The organism is Micromonospora sp. WMMD956 (assembly GCF_029626125.1).
In the GTDB taxonomy this organism is placed as follows: domain Bacteria; phylum Actinomycetota; class Actinomycetes; order Mycobacteriales; family Micromonosporaceae; genus Micromonospora; species Micromonospora carbonacea.
Genome location: NZ_JARUBI010000005.1, coordinates 5209722 through 5236006, shown reverse-complemented (window position 1 = coordinate 5236006; position 26285 = coordinate 5209722). Strand labels below are relative to the sequence as shown.

Genomic DNA, 26285 nt, shown 5'->3' with positions numbered 1-26285 from the left:
GACCCACCTCACTCGGCATGCCGTGGTCGTTGCGGCTGGTCACGACGTCTCCAGCTCGCGGTCGATCAGGTCGAAGATGTTCTCGGCGGTGGCCGACTCCAGGTCGTCGTCGCCCGCGTCGGACTGCCGCTCGGCCAGCCGGTCCAGCAGGCCGTGCAGCCGGTCGGTGATGCGGCGGAACTCGTCGTCGGCCGGGTCGAGGCCGGCGAGGGCCGCCTCGATGCGGTCGAGGTCCAGGCCGGCCCCCGTCGCCGGGCCGCCCGCCGCATCGGCTGGACCGCCCGCCGGGGCGAGTTGCTCGGCGAGGTACGCGGCGAGCGCGGCAGGCGTCGGGTTGTCGAAGACGAGGGTGGCGGGCAGCCGCAGCCCGGTGGCCGCGCCGAGCCGGTTGCGCAGCTCGACGGCGGTCAGCGAGTCGAAGCCGAGCTCGCGGAAGGCGCGGGTCGGCTCGATGCCGGCCGGGTCGCCGTGGCCGAGGACGACGGCGACGTTCGACAGCACCAGGTCGCGCAGGGCGCGTACCCGCTTGTCGGCGGTGAGGCCGGCGAGCCGCGCCGCGTACGCCTGCCCGTCGGTGGCCTCACCGGCGGCGGCCCGGCGGCCGGCGGCGCGGACCAGCCCGGTCAGCAGCGGGTGCACGGGCGCGCCCGGCGCGGCGACCCCGGTGCTGATCTTCGCGGGCATCAGCACGGCCCGCTCCGACCGCCAGGCCGCGTCGAACAGGGCGAGGGCCTCGTCGTTGGACAGGGCGGCCATGCCGCCCCGGTCGAGGCGGCGGATGTCGGCGGCGTCGAGGTGCCCGGTCATGCCGCTGGCCTGCGCCCACCGGCCCCAGGTGAGGGAGACCGCCGGCAGGCCGAGGGCCCGCCGGTGCTCGGCGAGGGCGTCGAGGAACGCGTTGCCGGCGGCGTAGTTGCCCTGCCCCGGGCCGCCGAACACCCCGGCGGCGGCGGAGAACAGCACGAACGCGGTCAGCTCGTGGCCGGTCGTGGCACGGTGCAGGTTCCAGGCGGCGTCGACCTTCGGCCGCAGCACGGCGGCGAGGCGGTCGGGGGTCATCGACTCCAGCACCCCGTCGTCGAGGACGCCAGCCGCGTGCACGACGGCCCGCAGCGGATGCCGGGCGTCCACCAGGGACAGCACGTCGGCGACGGCGTCCGGGTCGGCCAGGTCGGCGGCGACGATCGACACGTCCGCGCCGAGCGCCTTGAGGTCGGCCAGCAGCGCGTCGGCGCCCTCGGCGTCGGGGCCGCGCCGGCTGACCAGCAGGAGCTGCCGGGCGTCGTGGGCGGTGACCAGGTGCCGGCAGAGCAGCGCGCCGAGGGTGCCGGTCGCGCCGGAGACGAGGACGGTGCCGTCGAGGCGGGGCGGCTGCGGGATGCTCAGGGCGAGCTTGCCGACGTGCCGGGCCTGACTGAGGAAGCGGAACGCCTCCGGGGCGCGCCGGACGTCCCAGTCGCGGCGGGGCAGCGGGCGCAGCGCGCCGGCGGCGAACAGCGCCACCAGCTCGGCGAGCATCTCGCCGATCTTGTCCTGGCCGGCCTCGATGAGGTCGAACACCTGGTAGCTGACGCCGGGGTGGTCGGCGGCGACCCGCTGCGGGTCCCGCTTGTCGGTCTTGCCCATCTCGACGAACCGGCCGCCGGGGGCGAGCAGCCGCAGCGACGCGTCGACGAACTCGCCGCTGAGCGCGTTGAGCACCACGTCGACGCCGCGCCCGCCGGTGCGGTCGCGGAACGCGTCGACGAAGTCGAGGCTGCGGGAGGAGGCGACGTGCGCGTCGTCGAAGCCGGTGGCGCGCAGCGCCGGCCACTTGCCGGGGCTGGCCGTGCCGTAGACCTCCGCGCCGAGGTGGCGGGCGATCTGCACGGCGGCCATGCCGACGCCGCCGGCCGCCGCGTGCACCAGCACCGACTCGCCGGCGTCGAGGCGGGCCAGCTCGACCAGGCCGTACCAGGCGGTGAGGAAGACCACCGGCACGGCGGCGGCCTCCGCGTAGGACCAGCCGGCGGGGATGCGGGTGACGAGGCGGTGGTCGGTGACGGCGACGCTGGCGAACGAGCCGGAGAACAGGCCCATCACCCGGTCGCCGGGGGCCACGCCGGTGACGCCGGGGCCGACGTCGAGCACCACGCCCGCGCCCTCGTTGCCGAGCACCTCCTGGTCGGGGACCATGCCGAGGGTCAGCACGACGTCCCGGAAGTTGAGGCCGGAGGCGCGCATCGCGACGCGTACCTGCCCGGCCGGCAGCGCCTCGGTGACCTCGGGGCAGGGCAGCACGGCCAGGTTCTCCAGGGTGCCCTTCTCGGTGACGTCGAGCCGCCACGGCACGTCGTCGCCGGGCAGGGCCAGCGTGCCGGCGTCGCGGGCCCGCACCAGCCGGGGCACGAGCAGCGCGCCGTCGCGCACGGCGACCTGCGGCTCGCCGCAGGCGACGGCCGCCGGCACGGCCGCGAGGCAGCCGGCGTCGTCGTCGGCGTCCAGCAGCGTGAACCGGCCGGGGTGCTCCGCCTGCGCCGAGCGGACCAGCCCCCACAGGGCGGCGCGCGCCAGGTCGCGGGGGGCCTCGCCGGGGGCCGCGCCGACCGCCCCGGCGGTGCGCAGCACCAGGCGGGCCCGTTCCAGGCCGGGCTGGGCCAGCCAGCCCTGCACGAGCGCGAGGGCGTCCCGGGCCGCGTCGTGCGCGGCGTCGCCGGCCCGCGCCGGGTCCGCGCCGACCCACTGCGCGACCACCACATCGGGTACGTCTCCGCCGCGCTCCACCTCGGCGGCGAGGGCGCCCAGGTCGGCGTGGGCGGTCACGGGGTGCCCGGCGGCGGCCAGCGCGGCGGAGAGGCCGGCCGGGTCGTCGCCGAGCAGCGCCCAGCGGGTGCCGCCCGCCACGTCGGTGCCGCCCGCCGCGCCGGGGCGGTCCGACGGCGTCTGCTCCAGCGGCGTCCGGTCCGGCGAAGTCCCGCCCAGCGGCGTCCAGTCGAGGTGGAACAGGCAGTTGCGGCGCAGGGCGGCGGCCTCGTCGGCCCGGCCGGCGGCGACCGGGCGGAACGTCAGCGACTCGACGGTGGCGACGGGCTGCCCGGCGGCGTCGGCGAGCGTGACGGCGAGGGTGTCGGGGCCGAGGGGGCGCAGCCGCACCCGCAGCCGGGTCGCCCCGTGGGCGTGCAGGCCGACGGCACGGAACGCGAACGGCATCCAGCCGGTGCCGGCGGCGTCGCCGTCGGAGTTGCCGTCGCCGTCGCGGTTGCCGTCGCCGAGCAGCCCGGTGAGGCCGCTGGCCTGGAGCGCCGCGTCGAACAGGGCGGGGTGCAGGCCGAAGCGGGGCGCGTCGGTGGCCACCGCGTCGGGCAGGGCCACCTCGGCGTACGCCTCGTCGACGCCGCGCCACACCCGGAGCAGACCCCGGAAGGCCGGGCCGTAAGCGAGGCCGCCGCCTGCCATGTCGGCGTACCAGGCGTCGAGGTCCGCGTCGACCTCGACGGCGTCGGCGGGCGGCCACTCCCCCGGCACGACCAGCGGGGCGGGGAGCTGCGGCAGCAGCAGGCCCTCGGCGTGCCGGGTCCACTCGCCGTCGCCGTCGCCCTCGGGGCGGGAGTGCACGGTGACGGTCCGCTCGCCGCTGTCGCTGGGCGCGCCGACGCGTACCTGCACCTGCACGGCCCCGGCCGGCGGCACGACGAGCGGGCTGATCAGGGTGAGGTCGCCGACCTGGCCGGCGTCGACCTCGTCGCCGGCCCGGACGACCATGTCGACGATCCCGGTCCCGGAGACGATCACCGCCCCGCCGACGGCGTGGTCGGCGAGCCACGGGTGGGTACGCACCGACAGCCGGCCGGTGAGCACGACCGTCTGGTCGTCGGCGACGGGGATCGCGGCGCTGAGCAGGGGGTGCCCGGCGTCCTGGAGGCCGGCGGCGCCGACGTCCCGGACCTGGTGCGCGGGCGGCTCCAGCCAGTACCGGCCCCGGTCGAACGCGTACGTGGGCAGGTCGACGGTTCCGGCTGCGGCGAGGACCTTCGTCAGGTCGACGGGCAGGCCGATCGCGTGCGCGGCCGCCAGGTTCGTCAGCAACCGGGTCGGGTCGTCATCACCCCGACGCAGGCTGCCCAACGTGTGGCCGGTGACCCCGGCGTCGTCGAGGATCGCCGTCACCGGCATCGTCAACACCGGATGCGGGGAGACCTCCACGAACGTGGTGTGCCCGGCGGCCACGGCGACCCGGACGGCGGCGTCGAACTGCACGGTCTGCCGCAGGTTGTCATACCAGTAGTCCGCCGTCATGCTCCCCGGGTCGACCCAGTCCCCCGTCAACGTCGACACCAGCCGAATGCGGCCCGGCAGGGGAGTCACGTCGGCCAGGTCCGCCCGGAGCCGTTCGGCGACGTCCTGCACCGACGGGGAATGCGAGGCGTAGTCCACCGGAATCAACCGCGCCCGGACCCCGTCGGCCTGGCACGCCTGCACCAGGTCCGCGACCGGCTGCGGCGGACCCGACACCACCACCGTCGCCGGACCGTTCACCGCCGCCACACCCACACCCGGGAACTGCGCGAGGCGTGCGGTCACCGCGTCAGCGGACAGGTCCACCGACGCCATCGCACCGGTCCCCCGCAACACGGCCAGGGCCCGCGACCGAAGGGCGACCGTCTTCGCCGCATCGGCCAGGGACAGGATCCCCGCCACACACGCCGCACCGATCTCACCCTGCGAATGACCCACCACCGCCTGCGGCACCACACCCACGTGCTCCCACACCGCCGCCAAGGCGATGCCCACGGCCCACAGGACCGGCTGGACGACCTCCACCCGCTCCAACCACGACTCGTCATCCCCGGTCAACACCGAGACCAGGTCGACGTCCAGGAACGGAGCCAAAGCCCGCTGACACTCCGCCAACTTCGCGTCGAACACGGGCGTGCGGCCGACCAGACCGGCGGCCATGCGCGCCGACTGCGCACCCTGACCCGGGAACACGAACACCGGACCAGCACCCGGCGACGCAGCCACACCGGACACCACATTGCCCGCCGGCAGACCGGACGCCAGAGCATCCAACCCCGACAGCAACTCGGGCACGCCCGACCCGACCACCGACGCCCGCTGGTCGAACGTGGCACGCGTGGTGGCGAGGGACCAACCGACCACCGCCGGATCCACGTCACCGTGCCCCCGCACGTACGCAGCCAACCGGGCCGCCTGACCAGCGAGCGCCGCCTTCGACCGCGCCGACACCGGCCACACCGTCACCTCAGCGTCGACCAGCCCCGGCGAGCGGACCCCGGCCGACGCGTCGGCGGGCTCGTCGCCCTGCTCGACGATGACGTGCGCGTTGGTGCCGGACATGCCGAACGACGACACGGCCGCCCGACGCGGTCGGCCCGCCCCGGGCCACGGCAGGGCCTCGGTGACCAGCTCGACGGCTCCGGCGGTCCAGTCGATGTGCCCCGAGGGGGCGTCCACGTGCAGGGTGGCGGGCACGGTCCCGTGCCGCATGGCGAGGACCATCTTGATGATGCCGGCGACGCCGGCCGCGGCCTGGGTGTGCCCGATGTTCGACTTGACCGAGCCGAGCAGCAGCGGAGTCTCCCGGTCCTGCCCGTACGTGGCCAGCAGCGCCTGCGCCTCGATCGGGTCACCAAGCGTCGTGCCCGTGCCGTGCGCCTCCACCACGTCCACGTCCGCAGCCGACAACCCCGCCGACGCGAGAGCCTGCCGGATCACCCGCTGCTGCGACGGACCATTCGGCGCAGTAAGACCGTTCGACGCACCGTCCTGATTCACCGCGGAACCCCGCACCACCGCAAGCACCCGATGCCCGTTACGGCGAGCGTCCGACAACCGCTCCACCAGGAGCACCCCGACGCCCTCACCCCAACCGGTGCCGTCCGCCGCCTCGGCGAACGCCTTGCACCGGCCGTCGGGGGCGAGGGCCCGTTGGCGGGAGAACTCGGCGAAGGTGGCGGGGGTGGTCATCACGGTGACGCCGCCGGCCAGCGCGAGATCGCACTCGCCGCGCCGCAGCGCCTGCACCGCCAGGTGCAGGGCGACGAGGGACGACGAACACGCCGTGTCCACCGACACCGCCGGCCCCTCCAACCCCAACGCGTACGCCACCCGACCCGACACCACACTCGCCGCGTTGCCGGTGCCGGCGAAGCCCTCCGCCGCATCGGCTGACATCATCAACAGGGCCCCATAGTCCTGGCCATTCGTGCCGACGAACACCCCTGTTCGCGAACCCCGCAACCCCGCCGGATCAACCCCTGCCCGCTCCACCGCCTCCCACGACGCCTCCAGCAACAACCGCTGCTGCGGATCCATCGCAAGGGCCTCACGGGGCGAAATACCGAAGAAAGCCGCATCGAAGTCGGCGGCGTCGTGGAGGAAGCCGCCCTGGTCGGCGTAGCTGGTGCCGGGGGTGGCGGGGTCGGGGTCGAAGAGCCGGTCGAGGTCCCAGCCCCGGTTGGTGGGGAAGTCGCCGATGGCGTCGACGCCGTCGGCGACGAGCCGCCAGAGCTGGTCGGGGTCGGCGACACCGCCGGGGTAGCGGCAGGCCATGCCGACGATGGCGACCGGGTCGTCGCCGTCCACGGTGGCCACGGCGGCGGCCGGGGCGGGCTCGGTGGCGTCGCCGAGGAGGCCGCCGAGCAGGAAGCGGGCCAGCACGACCGGGCTGGGGTGGTCGAAGACGAGGGTGGTGGGCAGGGCCTGCCCGGTGGCGGCGGCGAGCCGGTTGCGCAGCTCCACGGCGGTGAGCGAGTCGAAGCCGAGGTCCCGGAAGGCGGTGGTGGCCCCGATGGCGGCGGGCCCGCCGTCGTGGCCGAGCACGTCGGCGGCGTGGTCGCGGATCAGGTCGGCGAGGGTCTCCTCGCGGCGGGCCGGGGCGAGCCCGGCGAGGCGGCGGCGCAGGGTCGCGGCGGGCCCGTCGTCGCCGTCGTCGATGGGTGCGCCGCCGTCGAGGGCGGCCTTCGCCTCGGGTACGCCCTCCAGCAGGGGCCGCCGTCGGGCGGAGGCGTAGGCGGGGGCGAACCGGGTCCAGTCGACGTCGGCCACGGTGAGGGTGACATCGTCGTGGTCGAGGGCCTGCGCGAGCGCGCCCATGGCGACGGCGGGGTCCATGGCGGGTACGCCCCGGCGGCGGAGCTGCTGGTCGGAGTCGGCCCCGTGCATGCCGCCGTCGGCCCAGGGGCCCCAGGCGACGGCGGTGCCGGCGTGCCCGTCGGCGCGGCGCTGCTGCACGAGCGCGTCGAGGTGGGCGTTGCCGGCGGCGTACCCGGCCTGGCCGGCGCTGCCCCAGGTGGCGGCGATGGACGAGTAGACGACGAAGGCGTCGAGGTCCCGGTCGGCGAGCAGCTCGTGCAGGTGGGTCGCGCCGGCGGTCTTGCCGCCGGTGACCTCGGCCAGTTCGGCGGCGGTGACCTCGGCGAGGGGGGTGGTCTGGGCGACGCCGGCGGTGTGCACGACGGTGCGCACGGGCGGGCCGTCGGCCTCGACGCGGCGCAGCAGGTCGGCGAGGGCGGCCCGGTCGGCGATGTCGCAGGCGGCGACGGTGACGCGGGCGCCGAGGGCGGTGAGTTCGGCTTCGAGGTCGGCGGCGGCGGGGGCGGCGGGGCCGCGCCGGCTGACGAGGACGACGTGTTCGGCTCCGGCGGCGGCGAGCCAGCGGGCGGCGCGCGCGCCGAGGCCGCCGGTGCCGCCGGTGATCAGGGCGGTGCCGGTGGGCGTGTAGCGGCGGGCCGGGGGGCGGTCGCCGAGGGGGGCGCGGACGAGGCGGCGGGCGAAGACGCCGGGGCCGCGTACGGCGAGCTGGTCCTCGCCGGTCGTGCCGGTGAGGATCGCGGCGAGCCGGCCGGCGGCGCGGGCGTCGGGTCGGGTGGGCAGGTCGACGAGGCCGCCCCAGCGGTGCGGGGCCTCGACGCTGACGACCCGGCCGAAGCCCCAGGTGGCGGCCTGGGCGGGGTCGGCGAGCCGGTCGTACGCGGCGGCGGCGACGGCACCCCGGGTGACCAGCCACAGCGGGGCGTCCTGGCCGGCGTCGCCGAGGGCCTGGGTGAGGGCGAGGGTGGCGGCGAGGCCGGGCAGGGCGGCGTCGTCGGCCGGTGGTGCCCAGGCGAGCAGGGAGACGACCCCGGCGAGCGGGGTGCCGCCGAGGGCGGCGGCGAGGGCGACGCGGTCGGCGTCGGGGGCGACGGTCAGCGGCAGCGGGTCGGCCCCGGCTGCGGTGAGCGCGGCGCTCACCGCGCTGACGGCCGGGTCGTCGACGAGGCCGGCGGGGAGCGCGAGGAGCCAGGTGCCGGCGAGCCGGCCGGGGGTGGGTTCGGCGGTGACCTGCCATTCGGCGCGGTACCGCCAGCCGTCGAGGACGGTGTGTTCCTGCCGCTGCCGCCGCCAGTCGGCGAGGGCGGGCAGCAGGGCGCGCAGGGAGTCGACGGTGGCGTCGTCGAGGTGGAGGGTGTCGCGCAGGGCGTCGAGGTCGGCGCGTTCGACGGCGTCCCAGAACCGGTGGTCCAGCGCGCCGGTGCCGGTGGCGGGGTCGGCGGGGGCCTCGGCGGGCACCCAGTAGTGCTGCCGCTCGAACGGGTAGGTGGGCAGGTCGACGAGGCGGCCGCGCCGGTCGGCGAGGACGTCGGCCCAGCGGACGGCGGTGCCGGCGACGTGCAGGTGGGCGAGCGCGGCGAGCAGGGCGCGGCGTTCGGGGCGGTCGCGGCGCAGCGCGGGCACGACGGCGGCGGTGGCGACGTCGGGGGCGGTGGCGACGTCGGGGGCGGTGGCGACGGTGGCGAGGGTCTCCTCGGCGGTGGCGGCGAGGACGGCGTCGGGGCCGACCTCGACGAAGGTGCCGACGCCGTGTGCCCGCAGGGCGCGTACGCCGTCGGCGAAGCGGACCGCCTCCCGCACGTGCCGCACCCAGTAGTCCGGGGTGCGGATCGCCGCCGGGTCGGCCAGCTCACCGGTCACGTTGGACACGATGGGCAGGGTCGGCGCGCGCAGGTCGAGCCCGGCGACGACGGCGGCGAACCCGGCGAGCATCGGCTCCATCAGCGGGCTGTGGAACGCGTGGCTGACCTTCAACCGCCGCGTCTTCACCCCACGGGCGGCCCACAGCCCGGCCACCTCGTCCACGGCTGCCTCGGCACCGGAGACGACGACAGAAGTCGGACCGTTGACCGCGGCGATCCCGACCGGGCCGGCCACCCCGTCCAGGGCGGCGGCCACGTCCGCCTCGGACGCCGCGACCGCCAGCATCGCCCCACCGGTCGGCAGCGCCTGCATCAGCCGGCCCCGCGCCGCCACCAGCGTCGCCGCGTCGGCGAGGGTGAACACCCCGGCGACGTGCGCGGCGACGACCTCCCCGATGGAGTGGCCCGCGACGAGGTCCGGGGCGATCCCGAACGAGCCGAGGAGCCGGTGCAGGGCCACCTCGACGGCGAACAGGCCGGCCTGGGTGAACACGGTCTGGTCGAGCAGCGCGGCCTCGGGCGTGCCGGCGTCGGCGAACAGCACCTCCCGCAGCGGCCGGGGCAGGTGCGCGTCGAGCGCGGCGCACACCTCGTCGAGGGCCTGCGCGAACACCGGGAACGCGGCGGCCAGCTCCCGGCCCATGCCGGCGCGCTGGGCGCCCTGCCCGGAGTAGAGGAACGCGACGGCGCCGCGTTCGGCGGCGGAGCCGGTGACGAGGCCGGGGGCGGGCCGGTCGTCGGCGAGGGCGGTCAGGGCGGCGAGCAGCCCGTCGGTGTCGTCGGCGAGGACGACGGCCCGGTGTTCCAGGGGGCTGCGGGAGGTCACCGAGGACCAGGCGACGTCGGCGGGGTGCGGGGCGGCGTCGGCGACGTACCGGGACCACTGCTCGGCCTGGCGGCGCAGCGCGGCGCGCGTGCGGCCGGTGAGCAGCACGGGCGCGGGCGGTTCGGGCCGGTCGGCGGCGGTCGCGGGGGCGGCGGCCTCGGGTTGTTCGAGGATGAGGTGGGTGTTGGTGCCGCTCATCCCGAACGAGGAGACGGCGGCCCGGCGGGGCCGGTCCACGGCGGGCCACGGGGTCGGCTCGGTGACGAGGGTGACCTTGCCGGCGGCCCAGTCGACGTGCGGGGTGGGCGCGTCGACGTGCAGGGTGGCGGGCACGGTGCCGTGCCGCATCGCCAGGACCATCTTGATGATGCCGGCGATGCCGGCGGCGGCCTGGCTGTGGCCGAGGTTGGACTTGATCGAGCCGAGCAGCAGCGGCGCGGCGTCGCCCCGGTCCTGGCCGTAGGTGGCGAGCAGGGCCTGGGCCTCGATGGGGTCGCCGAGGGTGGTGCCGGTGCCGTGGGCCTCGACGACGTCGACGAGGTCGGGGGTGAGCTTCGCGCCGGCCAGGGCCTGCCGGATGACCCGCTGCTGGGCGGGGCCGTTGGGGGCGGTGAGGCCGTTGGACGCGCCGTCGGAGTTGACGGCGGAGCTGCGGATGATCCCGAGGACGGGGTGGCCGTTGCGGCGGGCGTCGCTGAGGCGTTCGAGCAGGAGCATGCCGACGCCCTCGGACCAGCCGGTGCCGTCGGCGGCGGCGGCGAACGACTTGCACCGGCCGTCGGCGGCGAGCCCGCGCTGGCGGGAGAACTCGACGAACGGGCCGGGGGTGGCCAGCACGGTCGCGCCGCCGGCGAGGGCGAGGCCGCACTCGCGCTGGCGCAGGGCCTGGCAGGCGAGGTGGACGGCGACCGACGACGAGGAGCAGGCGGTGTCGACGGTGACGGTGGGCCCCTCCAGGCCGAAGGTGTAGGCGAGCCGGCCGGAGACGACGCTGGCGGCGGAGCCGGTGAGGACGTAGCCCTCGACGCCGGGGGCGCGGTGCAGCACGGCGGCGTAGTCCTGGCCGGAGGTGCCGACGAACGCGCCGGTGCGGCTGCCGCGCAGGGACAGCGGGGCGATGCCGGCGCGTTCGAACAGCTCCCAGGTGACCTCCAGCAGCAGCCGCTGCTGCGGGTCCATGGCGAGGGCCTCGCGGGGGCTGATGCCGAACAGGGCGGCGTCGAAGCGCCCCGCGTCGTAGAGGAACCCGCCGGCGGCGGTGTACGAGGTGCCGGGGTTGTCGGGGTCGGGGTGGTGCAGCCGGTCGAGGTCCCAGCCCCGGTCGGTGGGGAACTCGCCGATGGCGTCGCCGCCGGCGGAGACGAAGTCCCACAGCGCCTCGGGTGAGGTGATGCCGCCGGGGTAGCGGCAGCTCATCGCGACGATGGCGACCGGCTCGGACTCCTCGGCGGTGACCTCGCGCAGCCGCTGGCGGGTCTGGTGCAGCTCGGCGATGACCCGCGTGAGGTACTCGCGCAGCCTCTCTTCGTCCGCCATGGTTGATCTCGCTCCCTCGTGTGGCACCGGTACGTGTCGCGTGACTCAGGAAAGCCCGAGGTCCCGGTCGACAAGATCGAAAAGCTCCTGGTTGCTGGCGACGCGCAGCCGGTCGGCCACCTCGGCGGCCTCGTCGGGCCGCTCCCCGACGCCCCGGTCGGCGGCGCCGAGGCGTTCCAGCAGCCGGTGCAGCCGCATGGTGACCCGGACCCGACCCAGGTCGTCGGTGTCGCGCCGGACGAGGGCGGCCTCCAGCTCGTCGAGTTCCTCGACGGTCGGCAGCGCCTGCACGGACGCCTCGCTGACCAGCTCGCCGCGCAGGTGCTCGGCGAGGGCCTGCGGGGTGGGGTAGTCGAACACCACCGAGCTGGCCGGGCTGAGGCCGGTCTCCTTCGCGAGCCGGCCGCGCAGCTCCACGGCGGTCAGCGAGTCGAAGCCGAGGTCCCTGAACGGCCGGTCGGCCTCCAGGGCGTACGGGCTGTCGTGGCCGATGACCTCGGCGGCGGCGGTGCGGATCAGGTCGACCAGCAGCCGGGTCTGCTCGGCGGCGGTGAGGTCGGCGAGCCGCTTGCGCAGCCCGGTGCGGACCTCGTCGCCGCCGTCGGCGGCCGGGTCGACGCCGGCGTGCTGGGCCGCCACCTCGGGCAGGTCGGCGATGAGGGGCCGGGGCCGGGCGGAGGCGAAGACGGGGGCGAAGCGGGCCCAGTCGACGTCGGCGAGGGTGAGCACGGTGCCGTCGCCGGTGATCGCGGCGCGCAGGGCGGCCATCGCGGGTTCCCGGTCGAGCAGGGACACCCCGCGCCGGCTCATCGCGACGGCGTGCTCGTCGCTGACCATGCCGCCGCCGGCCCACGGTCCCCAGTTGACGGAGACGACCCGGGCCCGGCCGGCGGGCCGGGACTGCGCCCACGCGTCGAGGAAGGCGTTGCCGGCGGCGTACGCGCCGTGGTCGCCGACGCCCCACGCGGCGGCGATGGACGAGAAGTAGACGACCAGCTCCAGGTCGTCGGGGTCGAGGAACTCGTCGAGGTGGCGGGCCCCGGCGGTCTTGCCGGCGACGACGTCGGCGAGTTCGTCGGTGCCGACGACGCTGACCGGGTTGAGCCGGCCGACGCCGGCGGCGTGCACGACGGCGCGCACGGTCTCGCCGTCGCGGCGCAGGCCGGCGACGAGGTCGGCGACGGCGTCGCGGTCGGCCAGGTCGCAGGCCACGGCGCGGGCGTGCGCGCCGAGGTCGGCCAGCTCGGCGAGGGTGGCGGCGACGCCGGGGGCGTCGGGGCCGCGCCGGCTGACCAGGATGAGCCGGCGCGCGCCGTGCCGGGCCAGCCAGGCGGCGGCGTACGAGCCGATCGCGCCGGTGCCGCCGGTGATCAGCACGGTGTCCGGCGGCTGCCAGGCGGGGGCGTCGGGCCGCTCGGCGCGGGCGGCGCGGGCGAGGCGGCGCAGGTGGGTGCCGAGGGGACGCACGGCGAGCTGGTCCTCGGCGTCGGTGTTGGTCAGCGCCCGCAGCAGGTGGTCCCCAGCGGCCGGGTCCAGCTCGGCGGGCAGGTCGAGCAGGCCACCCCAGTGGGCGGGGTGTTCCAGGGCGGTGACCAGGCCGAGGCCCCAGGTGGTCGCCTGGGCGGGGTGGGCGATGGGGTCGCCGGGGCCGGTGCTGACGGCCTGCCGGGTGAGCAGCCACAGCGGCCCGGCGGGGGCGGCGTCGGTGACGGCCTGGACGAGGGCGAGGTTGCCGGTCAGCCCGGCGGGCACGGCCGGGTGGTCGGGGTGGGGCCGCTCGTCGAGGGCCAGCAGCGACACGGTACGGGTGGCCGCGCCGGCCGCCGGGCCGAGCAGCGCGGCGAGTTCGGCGCGGGTGACCGTGGCGGGGTCGACGGCGAGGGTCCGCACGCTGCCGCCGTGCGCGGCGAGCAGCGCGCCGATCCGGTCGGCGGCGTCGGCGGCCGACTCGGAGGTGCCGGCGTCGGGGTCGACGGTGGCCGTGGGGGCGTCCGTTCCGGCGGGGACGACCAGCAGCCACTCGCCCGTGGCGGGGCCGGCGGTGAGGCGGCGCTGCGGCCAGGTGATGCGGTAGCGCCAGCCGTCGACGAGCGCGTCGGTCTGCCGCTGCCGGTGCCAGTGGGCGAGGGTGGGCAGCTGGTCGCGCAGCGGCCGGTCCGGGTCGACGCCGAAGCGGGTGGCGAGGGCGTCGCCGTCGGCGTCGGCCACGGCCTGCCAGAACGCCTCGTCGGCGGGGCCGGCGGCGGGGGCGGCCGGCTCGGCGGTGCGCAGCACGTCGCCGTCGCCGACGGGCCAGAACCGCTGGTGCCGGAAGGCGTACGTGGGCGGGGTGACCGGGTCGGCGGCGGGCAGCAGCGCCGCCCAGTCGACCCGTACGCCGTGGCAGTGCAGCCGGGCCAGCGCGCCGAGCAGCGCCTCGGCCTCGCCCCGGCCGGGCCGCTGGACGCCGGTGACGAGGGTGCGGCCGGCGTCGGGCAGCGCGTCGGCGGCCAGCGCGGTGAGCACGGTGTCGGGGCCGACCTCCAGCAGCGTGGCGACGCCGAGGGAGTGCAGGTGCTCGACGGTGTCGGCGAACCGGACGGCGTCGCGCACGTGCCGCACCCAGTAGTCGGGGGTGCAGATCAGCTCCGGGTCGGCGACCCGGCCGGTCAGGTTCGACACGAGCGGCACGGCGGGCGGGGCGTAGTCGAGGCCGGCGGCGACGGCGGCGAACTCGGCGAGCATGGGCTCCATCAGCGGGCTGTGGAAGGCGTGGCTGACGGTGAGCCGCTTGGTGCGTACGCCGAGGGCGGTGAAGTGGTCGGCCAGGTCGGTGAGGGCGTCGCCGGCGCCGGAGACGACCACGGCGGCCGGGCCGTTGACGGCGGCGACGGCGACCCGCCCGGCGTACGGGGCCAGGGTCGCGGCGACGTCGGCCTCGGGCGCGGCGACGGCGAGCATCCCGCCGCCGGCCGGGAGGGCCTGCATGAGCCGGCCCCGGTTGCCGACGAGCGCGCAGGCGTCGGGGAGGCTGAGCACCCCGGCGACGTGCGCGGCGGTGATCTCGCCGACGGAGTGCCCGGCGACGAGATCGGGGACGACGCCCCAGCCGGCGAGGAGCCGGTGCAGGGCCACCTCGACGGCGAACAGGCCGGCCTGGGTGAACACGGTCTGGTGGATCAGGTCGGCCTCGGCGCTGCCGTCGGCGGCGAACAGCACCTCCTTGAGCGGCCGGGGCAGGTGCGCGTCGAGGTGCTGGCAGACCTCGTCGAGGGCTTCGGCGAAGGCGGGGAACGTCCGGTACAGCTCGCGGCCCATGCCGGCGTGCTGCGCGCCCTGGCCGGAGAAGAGGACGGCGAGGGTGCCGCCGGGCTCGGCGACGTCCCGGGTGAGGGCGGGGTGGTGCTGGCCGGCGGCGAGGGCGCGCAGCCCGGCCACGTACGCGTCGCGGTCGGCGGCGAGCAGCACGGCCCGGTGCCGCAGGTGGGAGCGGCCGGTGGCGAGCACCCGGGCGACGGCGGCGTCGCTGGCGGCTGCGGCGTCGGCGGCGCGGGCGGCTCCGGTGCCGGCGGCGGTGGCCTCGGCCCAGTCGGCGAGGCGGACGGCCTGGGCGGCCAGCCCGTCGGCGTCGTCGCCGGAGACCACCCAGGGCAGCAGCGGCGGGGCGGGCGGCTCCGCGTCGCCGGCCTGCGGCTGCGGCCGGTCGTCGGCGGGCGGGGCCTGTTCGAGGATGACGTGGGCGTTGGTGCCGCTGACCCCGAACGCCGACACGGCCGCCCGGCGGGGCCGGTCCACGGCGGGCCACGGGGTCGGCTCGGCGAGCAGCGCGACCGCGCCGGCCGCCCAGTCGACGTGCGGGGTGGGCTCGTCGACGTGCAGGGTCGGCGGCAGCAGGTCGTGCTGGAGCGCCATCACCATCTTGATGACGCCGGACACGCCGGCGGCGGCCTGGGTGTGGCCGATGTTCGACTTGATCGAGCCGAGCAGCAGCGGCCGGTCGGCGGGCCGGTCCTGCCCGTACGTCGCCAGCAGCGCCTGCGCCTCGATCGGGTCGCCGAGCCGGGTGCCGGTGCCGTGGCCGTCGACGGCGTCCACGTCGGCGGCGGTGAGCCGGGCGTTGGCCAGGGCCTGCTGGATGACCCGCTGCTGGGCGGGCCCGTTGGGGGCGGTGAGCCCGTTGGACGCGCCGTCGGAGTTGGTGGCGGAGCCGCGTACCACGGCGAGGACCCGCCGGCCGTCGCGGCGGGCGTCGGAGAGCCGCTGGAGCAGCAGCAGGCCGGCGCCCTCGCCCCAGCCGGTGCCGTCGGCGGCCCCGGCGAACGACTTGCACCGGCCGTCGGCGGCGAGGCCGCGCTGCCGGGCGAACTCCAGGAACGGGCCGGGGGTGGCCATCACGGTGACGCCACCGGCGACGGCCGTGTCGCACTCGCCGGCGCGCAGCGACTGCACGGCCAGGTGCAGCGCCACCAGCGACGACGAGCAGGCGGTGTCGACGGAGACGGACGGGCCCTGGAGGCCGAAGGTGTAGGAGAGCCGCCCGGAGACGACGGCCGCCACGTTGCCGGTGGCCTGGTAGCCCTCGGTCTCGGCGCGGGCGGCCATCAGCAGCGTGGCGTAGTCCTGGCCGTTGGTGCCGACGAAGACGCCGGTGTTGCTGTCGCGCAAGTCGGCGGGGGCGATGCCGGCGCGTTCGAACAGCTCCCAGCCGGTCTCCAGCAGCAGCCGCTGCTGCGGGTCCATCACCAGCGCCTCGCGCGGGGAGATGCCGAACAGCGCCGCGTCGAACCCGGCGACGTCGGCGACGAAGCCGCCCTCGCGCACGTACGACGTGCCGGGGGTGTCGGGGTCGGGGTCGTAGATGGCGTCGAGGTCCCAGCCCCGGTCGGCGGGGAACCCGGCGATGGCGTCGCGGCCGTCGGCGACGAGCCGCCACAGGTCCTCGGGGCTGGCGACGCCGCCGGGGTAGCGGCAGCTCATCGCGACGATGGCGATGGGCTCGTCGAGGGCGGCGGCGGCCCGGGTGGGCGCGGCGGCCTGCTCGGTGACGCCGAGGATGCGGTCGGCCAACCAGCCGGCGAGCAGCGTCGGGGTGGGCCGGTCGAAGACGAGGGTGGCGGGCAGCCGCAGGCCGACGGCCTCGCCGAGCCGGTTGCGCATCTCCACGGCGCTGAGCGAGTCGAAGCCGATCTCCCGGAACGGCCGGTCCGCGCCGATCGCCTCGGCGGAGGCGTGCCCGAGCACGGCGGCGGCGTGCACCCGCACCAGCTCCAGCAGGGTGCGGCGGCGCTCCGGCTCGGCGAGGCCGGCGAGCCGGCCGCGCAGCGGGGACGCCTCGGCCGGCTCGTCGTCGTCGCGGGTGCGGGCGGCGAGGATCCGGGCCACCTCGGGGACGTCCTCGATCAGCGGCCGGGGGCGGGTCATCGCGAACGTCTGGTGGAACCGGTCCCAGGCGATGTCGGCGACGGTGAGGGTGGTGTCGTCGTCGGCGAGGGCGCGGGCGAGCACGGCCACGGCCAGGTCGGGGCGCATCGGCCGGACCCCGGAGCGGAACATCTGGTCGGCGGCGCCGTCGGTGTCCAGCATGCCGCCGCCGTCCCACGCGCCCCAGGCGACGGCGGTGGCGGCGAGGCCCCGGCGGCGGCGGTCCTCGGCGAGGGCGTCGAGGAACGCGTTGCCGGCGGCGTAGCCGCCCTGGAGGCCGCCGCCCCACACGCCCGCGCCGGAGGAGAAGAGCACGAACGCGGACACGTCGCCGCCGAAGACCTCGTCGAGGTTGACCGCCCCGGCGACCTTGGCGTGCAGGCCGTCGGCCAGCTCGGCGACGTCGGTGCCGGCGAGCGGGCCGGCGTGGGCCACCCCGGCGGCGTGGAACACGGCGTCGACGGTGACGCCGTCGGCGGCGAGCCCGTCGACGAGGGCGCGCAGCGAGGCGGCGTCGGCCACGTCGCAGGCCGCGACGGTGACGGCCGCGCCGAGGCCGGTCAGCTCGGCCTCCAGCTCGGCCGCGCCGGCCGCCGCCGGGCCCTGCCGGCTGGTCAGCACCAGGTGCGCCGCGCCCTCGCGGGCCAGCCAGCGGGCCACGTGCGCGCCGAGGAAGCCGAGGCCGCCGGTGACCAGGGCGGTGCCGGCGGGCCGCCAGCCGGGCCGCTGCGGGGCGGGGTCGGCGGCGGCGCGGGCGAGCCGGCGGGCGAACAGGCCGGAGGTGCGGACGGCGACCTGGTCCTCGTGGCCGACGCCGGCCAGGACGGCGGCGAGCCGGCCCCGGGCGCGCCGGTCGAGCTTCGCGGGCAGGTCGACGAGGCCGCCCCAACGGTCGGCGTGTTCCAGGGCGGCGACCCGGCCGAGGCCCCAGACGAGGGCCTGCCGGGGGTGGTCGAGCGGGTCGGCGCGGCCGGTGGAGACCGCGCCGCCGGTGGCGCACCACAACGGGGCGGTGATCCCGGCGTCGCCGAGGGCCTGCACGAGAGCGAGGGTGCCGGCGAGGCCGGCGGGGACGACGGGCCGCTGCGGGTGGGGCGTCTCGTCGAGGGCCAGCAACGACAGCACGCCGGTGACGGCGGCGGCGTCGACGTCGGCGAGCCGCGCGGCCAGGGCCGCCCGGTCGGCGTCGGCGACGGCCAGCGGGGTCACGTCCGCCCCGGCCTCGCCGAGGGCCTGCACGACCTGACCGACGATGGGCTGGCCGGCGTGTTCGGCGGGCGCGACGAGCAGCCAGGTCCCGCCGAGGGCGGCGCTGGCGGCGGCGGTGAGCGGCGTCCACTGCACCCGGTAGCGCCAGGCGTCCACGGTGGACTCGTCGCGGCGGCGCTGCCGCCACGAGGACAGCAGCGGCAGGGCCTCGCCGAGGACGCGGGCGTCGGCGGTGTCGATGCGCATGGCGGCGGCGAGGGCGTCGGCGTCGGCGCGTTCGACGGCGTCCCAGAACTGCCGGTCGGCGGGGTCGTCGACGGCGGCGGCCGGTCCGGTGCGCACGGGGGCCTCCGGCCAGTAGCGCTGCCGGTGGAAGGCGTACGTGGGCAGTGGCACGGCCGGGCCGGTGCGCACGCCGCAGACGGCGTTCCAGTCGGCCTCGACGCCGCGCACGTGCAGCTCGGCCAGGGCGGTGAGGATCCTCGCCCAGCCGCCGTCGCCCCGGCGCAGGGTGTTGACCACGGCCGCCTCGTGTTCGGCGGCGTCGATGGTCTCCTGCATGCCGAAGCTGAGCACGGGGTGCGGGCCGACCTCCAGGAAGACCTGGTGGCCGTCGGCGAGCAGGTTGCGTACGGCCTGCTCGAAGTTCACGGTCTCGCGCAGGTTGCGGTACCAGTAGCCGGCGTCGAGGGTGGTGGTGTCGGTCTGCTCGCCGGTGAGCGCGGAATAGAACGGCAGCTCGGCGGGGCGGGGGGTGATCCCGTCGAGGCTGGCCAGGAGCCGGTCGGCGACGGCCTCGACCTGCGGGGAGTGGGAGGCGTACTCGACGTCGATGCCGCGGGTGCGCACGCCGTCGGCGGCGCAGGCGGCGACGAGGTCGGCGAGGTCGGCGACGTCGCCGGCCACCACGACGGACCCGGGGCCGTTGACCACGGCGACGGAGAGCCCGCCGGCCCACCGCTTGAGCAGGTCGCGGGCCCGGTCGGCGGGCAGGGCCACGGAGACCATGCCGCCCCGGCCGGCGATGTCGACGAGCACCTGGCTGCGCAGGGCGACGATCTTGGCGGCGTCCTCCAGGGTGAGGGCCCCGGCGACGCAGGCCGCGGCGATCTCGCCCTGGGAGTGGCCGACGACGCCGCCGGGGCGGACGCCGAGCGAGCGCCACAGCCGGGCCAGGGAGACCATCACGGCCCACAGGGCGGGCTGCACGACGCCGGAGGCGACCAGCGGCGGGGCGCCCTCGGCCCCGCGCAGCACGTCGGTGAGGGACCAGTCCACCCAGGGGGTGAGGACGGCCTCGCACTCGGCGATGGACGCGGCGAACACCGGGGAGCTGTCGAGCAGGTCGACGGCCATCCCGGGCCACTGGGAGCCGTGGCCGGAGAAGACGAAGACGGGGGCGGTGTTGCGCAGCGCCGCGCCGGTGACGACGCCCGCGACGGTCTCGCCGTCGACCAGGGCGGTGAGGCCCTGGGCCAGTTCGGCCCGGTCCTGGCCGAGCACGACGGCGCGGTGGCCGAACGCCGCCCGGGTGGTGGCGAGGGCGTGGCCGACCTCCGCCGGTTCGACCTCGGGGTGGGCGGCGAGGTGCGCGCGCAGCCGGGCGGCCTGCTCCCGCAGCGCGGCCCGGTCGGCGGCGGAGAGCACGAACGGCACGAGGCCGGCGTCGGCGGCGACGCCGGGCCGGGACTCGGCGGCGACGGCCGGCTCGGGGGCCTGTTCGAGGACGACGTGGGCGTTGGTGCCGCTGATGCCGAAGGAGGAGACGGCGGCGCGGCGGGGCCGGTCGACGGCCGGCCACGGGGTCGCCTCCGTGGCCAGGGCCACGGCCCCGGCGGTCCAGTCGATGTGCGGGGACGGCTCGTCGACGTGCAGGGTGGGCGGGACGAGCCCGTGCCGCAGCGCGAGGACCATCTTGATGACCCCGGCGACGCCGGCGGCGGCCTGGGTGTGGCCGATGTTCGACTTGATCGAGCCGAGCAGCAGCGGCCGGTCGGCGGGCCGGTCCTGCCCGTAGGTGGCCAGCAGCGCCTGGGCCTCGATCGGGTCGCCGAGGGTGGTGCCGGTGCCGTGCGCCTCGACGGCGTCCACGTCGGCGGCGGTGAGCCGTGCGTTGGCCAGGGCCTGCCGGATCACGCGCTGCTGCGAGGGGCCGTTCGGGGCGGTCAGCCCGTTGGACGCGCCGTCCTGGTTGACGGCCGTGCCGCGCACGATCGCGTGGACCCGCCGGCCGTCGCGCTGCGCGTCGGAGAGCCGCTGCACGAGCAGCACGCCGACGCCCTCGCCCCAGCCGGTGCCGTCGGCGGCGGCGGCGAACGACTTGCACCGCCCGTCCTGCGACAGTCCGCGCTGCCGGGAGAACTCGACGAACGTGCCCGGGGTGGCCATCACCGTCACGCCGCCGGCCAGGGCCAGGTCGCACTCCCCCGACCGCAGCGCCTGCGCCGCCAGGTGCAGGGCCACCAGGGACGACGAGCACGCCGTGTCGACGGTGACGGCCGGTCCCTCCAGGCCGAACGTGTACGCCACCCGCCCCGACAGCACACTGCCGGAGGTGCCGGTGCCGATGTAGCCCTCCACCTCGGCGGGCAGGTCCATCAACCGGGAGGCGTAGTCGTGGTACATGACGCCCGCGAAGACGCCGGTGCGGCTGCCCCGCAGCCGGTGCGGGTCCAGGCCGGCGGACTCGAACGCCTCCCACGACGCCTCCAGCAGCAACCGCTGCTGCGGATCCATCGCCAGGGCCTCGCGGGGCGAGATCCCGAAGAACCCGGGGTCGAACTCCGCCGCACCGTAGAGGAAGCCGCCGTGCCGGGTGTACGAGGTGCCGCTGTTGGCCGGGTCGGGGTCGAACAGGGTGTCGAGGTCCCAGCCCCGGTCGGCGGGGAACTCGCTGATCCCGTCGCCGCCGGTGGCCAGCAGCTCCCACAGCTGGTCCGGGTTGTCCGCGCCGCCGGGGAAGCGGCAGGCCAGGCCGACGATCGCGATCGGGTCGTCGAGGCCGGTGGTGGTGGCCGCCTCGGCGGGGGTGACGGTGGCGGCCCGGTTGCCGGCGAGTTCCGCGTACACCTGGCCGGCGAGGATGCGCGGGGTCGGGTAGTCGAACACCAGCGTGGAGGCCAGCCGCAGCCCGGTGGCCGCGTTGACCCGGTTGCGCAGGTCCACCGCCGTCAGCGAGTCGAAGCCCAGCTCCCGGAACGCCCGGTCCGCCGGCACGGCGTCCGCGCCGCCGTGCCCGAGGACCTGCGCGACGAGGCCCCGGACGAGGGCGTCGACCTGGTCGCGGGCGTCCTGCGGGTCCAGGCCGGCGATCCGGTCGGCCCAGTTGCCGTGGCCGGCCTGCCGGCGGGTGGGCACCGCGCCGAGCAGCACCCGCAGCAGCGACGGCACCCGGCCGGCGACGACCCGGGACCGCATGGCCGGCACGTCGAGCACGGCCGGCACGACGGCGGGCCGGCCGGCGGCGAGGGCCGCGTCGAACAGGTCGAGGCCGGTGTCGGCGCTCATCGGCGAGATGCCGGCGCGGGCCGAGCGGGCCCGGTCCGCGTCGCCGACCGTCGCGGCCATCCCGGCGGTGTCCCACATGCCCCAGGCGAGGCTCGCGGCGGGCAGGCCGGCCTGCCGGCGGTACGCGGCGAGGGCGTCCAGGAACGTGTTCGCCGCCGCGTACGCGGCCTGGCCGGGCGAGCCGAGCACCCCGGCGACGGAGGAGTACACGACGAACAGGTCGAGGTCCCGCCCGGCGGTCGCCTCGTGCAGGTGCCACGCGGCGTCGGCCTTCGGGGCGAGCACCCCGGCCAGCCGCTCGGGGCTGATCGCGGTGACCACGCCGTCGTCGAGGACGCCGGCGGTGTGCACGACGCCGGCCAGCCGGCCGGTGACCCCGGCGACGAGGGCGGCCACCCGGTCGGGGTCGGTGACGTCGGCGGCGACCACCTCGACGCGGGCGCCCAGGCCGGTGAGCCGCTCCGCCAGGGCGTCCGCGCCGGGGGCGGCCGGTCCCTGGCGGGACACCAGCAGCAGCGACCGGGCCCCGTACGCGGTGACGAGGTGCTCGGCGACGAGCGCGCCGAGCGCGCCGGTGCCGCCGGTGACCAGGACGGTGCCGTCGCCGAGCGCGGGGGCGGCCGGGGGGTCGGCCGGGGCGGCGGCGCGCACGAGGCGCGGGGTGAACACGGCGTCGCCGCGCAGCGCCACCTGCCCGCCGGTGCCGGCGGGGTCGTCGACCACCCCGGCGAGCACCGCCAGGGCGGCGGCGTCGACACCGGCGGCGTCGACGTCGGCGGCGGCCAGGTCGGCGAGGACGATCCGGTCGGGGTGCTCGGACTGCGCCGAGCGCAGCAGGCCCCACACGGCGGCCCCGGCGAGATCGGTGACCGGGTCGTCGTCGCGGGTGGCCACCGCGCCCCGGGTCAGCACGACCAGCCGGGTGTCGGCCAGCGCGTCGGCGGCCAGCCACGCCTGCACCACGCCGAGCACGTCGGCCGCGACGGCCCGGACGGCGTCGGGCAGATCAGCGGCGGGGGTGGAAGACACGGGGAGCACGAGGGCGCGGGGCAGCGGCTCCCCCGCCTCGTCGGCGGCGGCCAGCACCGCCGCCACGTCGGCGAAGACGGGCAGGTCGAGGGCCCGCACCGGGCCGGGCGGGGTCGCGGCGAGCAGCGCCCAGCCGGTGGGCTCCTCGGCGGGCGGCACCTCCTCGGCCTGCCAGACGACCTCGAACAGCGAACGGGCGGCGACGCCGGGGGCGGTCAGGCCGGTCATCTCCCGCAGCGCGAGGGAGTCCACCGACACCACGGGGACGCCCGCGCCGTCGGTGGCGACGAGCCGCACCGCCGAGCCGTCGCCGGTCAGCCGCACCCGCAGCGCCGTCGCGCCGGACGCGTGCACCTGCGCGCCGGAGAACGCGAACGGCACCCGGGGGCCGCCGCCCACGGCGGCGAGCAGCGCCCCGACGGGTTGCAGGGCGGCGTCGAGCAGCGCCGGGTGCACGCCGAACGCGGCGGCGGGCCCGGCCGCCTCCTCGGGCAGGGCGACCTCGGCGTACACCTCGCCGTCGCCGGCCCACAGCCGACGCAGCCCCCGGAACGCGGGCCCGTAGGCCAGGCCGCGCCCGGCGAGGGCGTCGTACCACTGGGCGAGGTCGACCTCGGTGGCCGCGACGGGCGGCCACACGCCGAGGGCGGGCTCGTCGTCGACGGCCGGTTCGAGGACGCCCTCGGCGTGCCGGACCCAGCCGCCCTCCGGGTCCTCCTCAGCCTGGGCGTGCACGGTCACCGCGCGGGCGCCGGTGTCGTCGGCCGCGCCGACGCGCACCTGCACGCGGACGCCGCCGGCCTCCGGCAGGGCCAGCGGCGCGGCGACGGTCAGCTCCCGCACCCGGGACGCGCCGACCTCGTCGCCGGCCCGCACGACCAGCTCGACCAGGGCCGCGCCGGGCAGCACGACGACGCCGGAGACGGCGTGGTCGGCGAGCCAGCCGTGGGTGGCCAGGGACAGCCGGCCGGTGAGCAGCACCATGTCCTCGCCGGCCACGGAGACCGCCGCGCCGAGCAGCGGGTGCCCGGCCGCGCCGAGGCCGACGCCGGTGACGTCGGCGATCCGGCCGACCGGCTCCAGCCAGTACCGCTGGTGCGCGAACGCGTACGTGGGCAGGTCCACCCGGCGCGCGCCGGCCCCGGCGAGCAGGGCGTCCCAGTCGACGGGCAGGCCGTCGACGTGCAGCCGGGCCAGGGCCTCCAGCAGGGCGCGCGGCTCGGGGCGGTCCTTGCGGGCCAGCGGCACGAGCACGGCGGTCGGGTCGGTGAGGCAGCTCTGCGCCATCGCGGTGAGCACCCCGTTGGGGCCCAGCTCGACGTACGTGCCGACGCCGGCCTCGGCGAGCAGGTCGACGGCGTCGGCGAACCGGACGGCCTCGCGGACGTGCCGGACCCAGTAGTCGGGGCTGCACAGCAGCTCCGGCTCGGCGACCCGGCCGGTCAGGTTCGACACGATCGGCACGGTGGGCGGGGAGAACGTCAGCCCGGCGGCGACGGCGGCGAACTCGGCGAGCATCGGCTCCATCAGTTCGCTGTGGAACGCGTGGCTGACCCGCAGCCGGTGGATGGGGGTGCCCCGCTCGGCCCAGTGGGCGGCCACCTGCTCCACGGCGGCGGCGTCGCCGGAGACGACCACGGCGGCGGGGCCGTTGACGGCGGCGACGCCGATCCGGCCGGTCACCCCGGCGAGGGACTCGACCACGGACGCCTCGTCGGCGGCGACGGCGAGCATCGCCCCGCCCGCCGGCAGGGCCTGCATGAGCCGGCCCCGGGCGGCGACCAGCGTCGCGGCGTCGGCGAGGGTGAGCACCCCGGCGACGTGCGCGGCGGCCAGCTCGCCGATGGAGTGGCCGACGAGGTAGTCGGGGGCGAGCCCGAACGACCCGGCGAGCCGGAACAGCGCCACCTCGACGGCGAACAGCCCGGCCTGGGTGAACACGGTCTGGTGCAGCAAGTCGGCCTCGGGCGTGCCGGCGTCGGCGAACATGACCTCGCGCAGCGGCCGGGGCAGGTGCTCATCGAGCGCCGCGCACACCTCGTCGAGGGCCTGCGCGAACACGGGGAACGCCCCGGCCAGCTCGCGGCCCATGCCGGGGCGCTGCGCGCCCTGCCCGGAGAACAGGAACGCGACCCGGCCCCGGGGCGCGGCGGCGCCGGTGACGACCGGCGCGGCCGGCTCGTCGGCGGCGAGGGCACGCAGCCCGGCGAGCAGCTCGGCGCGGTCGGCGGCGACGACGACGGCCCGCCGGGGCAGCCCGGCGCGGCGCAGCGACGACGCGGCGACGTCGACGGGGCGGGCGTCGGGCGCGGCGTCGAGGTGGTCGGCCCAGCGGCGGGCCAGCGCGGCGAGGGACTCGGGGCTGCGGGCCGACAGCAGGACCGGCGACAGCGGCGGGACGACGGCCGGCGCGGCCGGGTCGGGCTCCTCGGCGACCGGGGCCTGTTCGAGGATGACGTGCGCGTTGGTGCCGGAGATGCCGAACGACGACACGGCGGCGCGGCGGGGGCGGTCCACCTGCGGCCAGGGGCGGGGCTCGGTGAGCAGCGACACGGCCCCGGCCGACCAGTCGATGTGCGCAGACGGCGCGTCGACGTGCAGGGTGGCGGGGAGCCGGCCGTGCCGCAGCGCCTGCACCATCTTGATCAGCCCGGCGACGCCGGCGGCGGCCTGGGTGTGGCCGAGGTTGGACTTGACCGAGCCGAGCCACAGCGGCTCCGCCCCGGCCCGGTCCTGCCCGTAGGTGGCCAGCAGCGCCTGCGCCTCGATCGGGTCGCCGAGGGTGGTGCCGGTGCCGTGCGCCTCGACGGCGTCCACGTCGGCCGGGGCGAGCCGCGCGTTGGCCAGGGCCTGCCGGATGACCCGCTCCTGGGAGGGGCCGTTGGGCGTGGTGAGGCCGCTGCTGGCCCCGTCCTGGTTGACGGCGCTGCCCCGGATCACCGCGTAGACGCGGCGGCCGTCGCGCTGGGCGTCGGAGAGCCGCTGGAGCAGCAGCACGCCGACGCCCTCGGCCCAGCCGGTGCCGTCGGCGGCGTCGGCGAACGACTTGCACCGCCCGTCGGGGGCGAGGCCGCGCTGCCGGGAGAACTCGGCGAACACGCCGGGGGTGGACAGCACGGTGACGCCGCCGGCCAGGGCCAGGTCGCAGTCGCGCTGGCGCAGCGCCTGCACGGCGAGGTGCACGGCGACCAGCGACGACGAGCAGGCCGTGTCGACGGTGACGGCGGGCCCTTCCAGCCCGTACGTGTAGGCGACCCGGCCGGAGACGAGGCTGCCGGAGTTGCCGGTGCCGAGGTAGCCCTCGACGCCCTCGGGCAGGTCCAGCACCCGGGAGGCGTAGTCGTGGTACATCACCCCGGCGAAGACGCCGGTGCGGCTGCCGCGCAGCCGCTGCGGGTCCAGGTCGGCGGACTCGAACGCCTCCCACGCGCTCTCCAGCAGCAGCCGCTGCTGCGGGTCCATGGCCAGGGCCTCGCGCGGCGAGATGCCGAAGAAGGCCGGGTCGAACTCCGTGGCGTCGTAGAGGAAGCCGCCCTGGTCGGTGTAGGAGGTGCCCGGGTTGTCCGGGTCGACGTGGAACAGCCGCTCCAGGTCCCAGCCCCGGTCGGTGGGGAAGTCGCCCAGCCCCTCGCGGCCGGCGTCGACGAGGTCCCACAGGTCGTCCGGGCCGCGTACGCCGCCGGGGAACCGGCAGGCCATGCCGACGACGGCCATCGGCTCGCGGTCCTTCGCCTCCACCTCGCGCACCCGCCGCCGCGCCTCGCGCAGGTCGGCCGTGGCACGCCGGAGGTAGTCGAGGAACTCCGCCTCAGTGGGCATCGGGC

General features: G+C 77.4%; 2 protein-coding genes. Both read right to left on the bottom strand.

The window, feature by feature from the left end; all coding sequences use genetic code 11:
- Window positions 1–39: 39 nt before the first annotated feature.
- A complete protein-coding gene (locus O7628_RS23160) occupies window positions 40–11316 on the bottom strand; it encodes a type I polyketide synthase (RefSeq protein WP_278133600.1) in 11277 nt (3758 codons plus the stop codon).
- 45 nt (window positions 11317–11361) lie between these two features.
- Window positions 11362–26280, bottom strand: coding sequence for a type I polyketide synthase (locus O7628_RS23155; protein WP_278133598.1), 14919 nt, complete (start codon window positions 26278–26280; stop codon window positions 11362–11364).
- Window positions 26281–26285: the final 5 nt, after the last annotated feature.

Coding starts and splice junctions, on each gene's coding strand:
- O7628_RS23155 (WP_278133598.1), bottom strand. CDS start 26,280: ATGCCCACTGAGGCGGAGTTCCTCGACTACCTCCGGCGTGCCACGGCC.
- O7628_RS23160 (WP_278133600.1), bottom strand. CDS start 11,316: ATGGCGGACGAAGAGAGGCTGCGCGAGTACCTCACGCGGGTCATCGCC.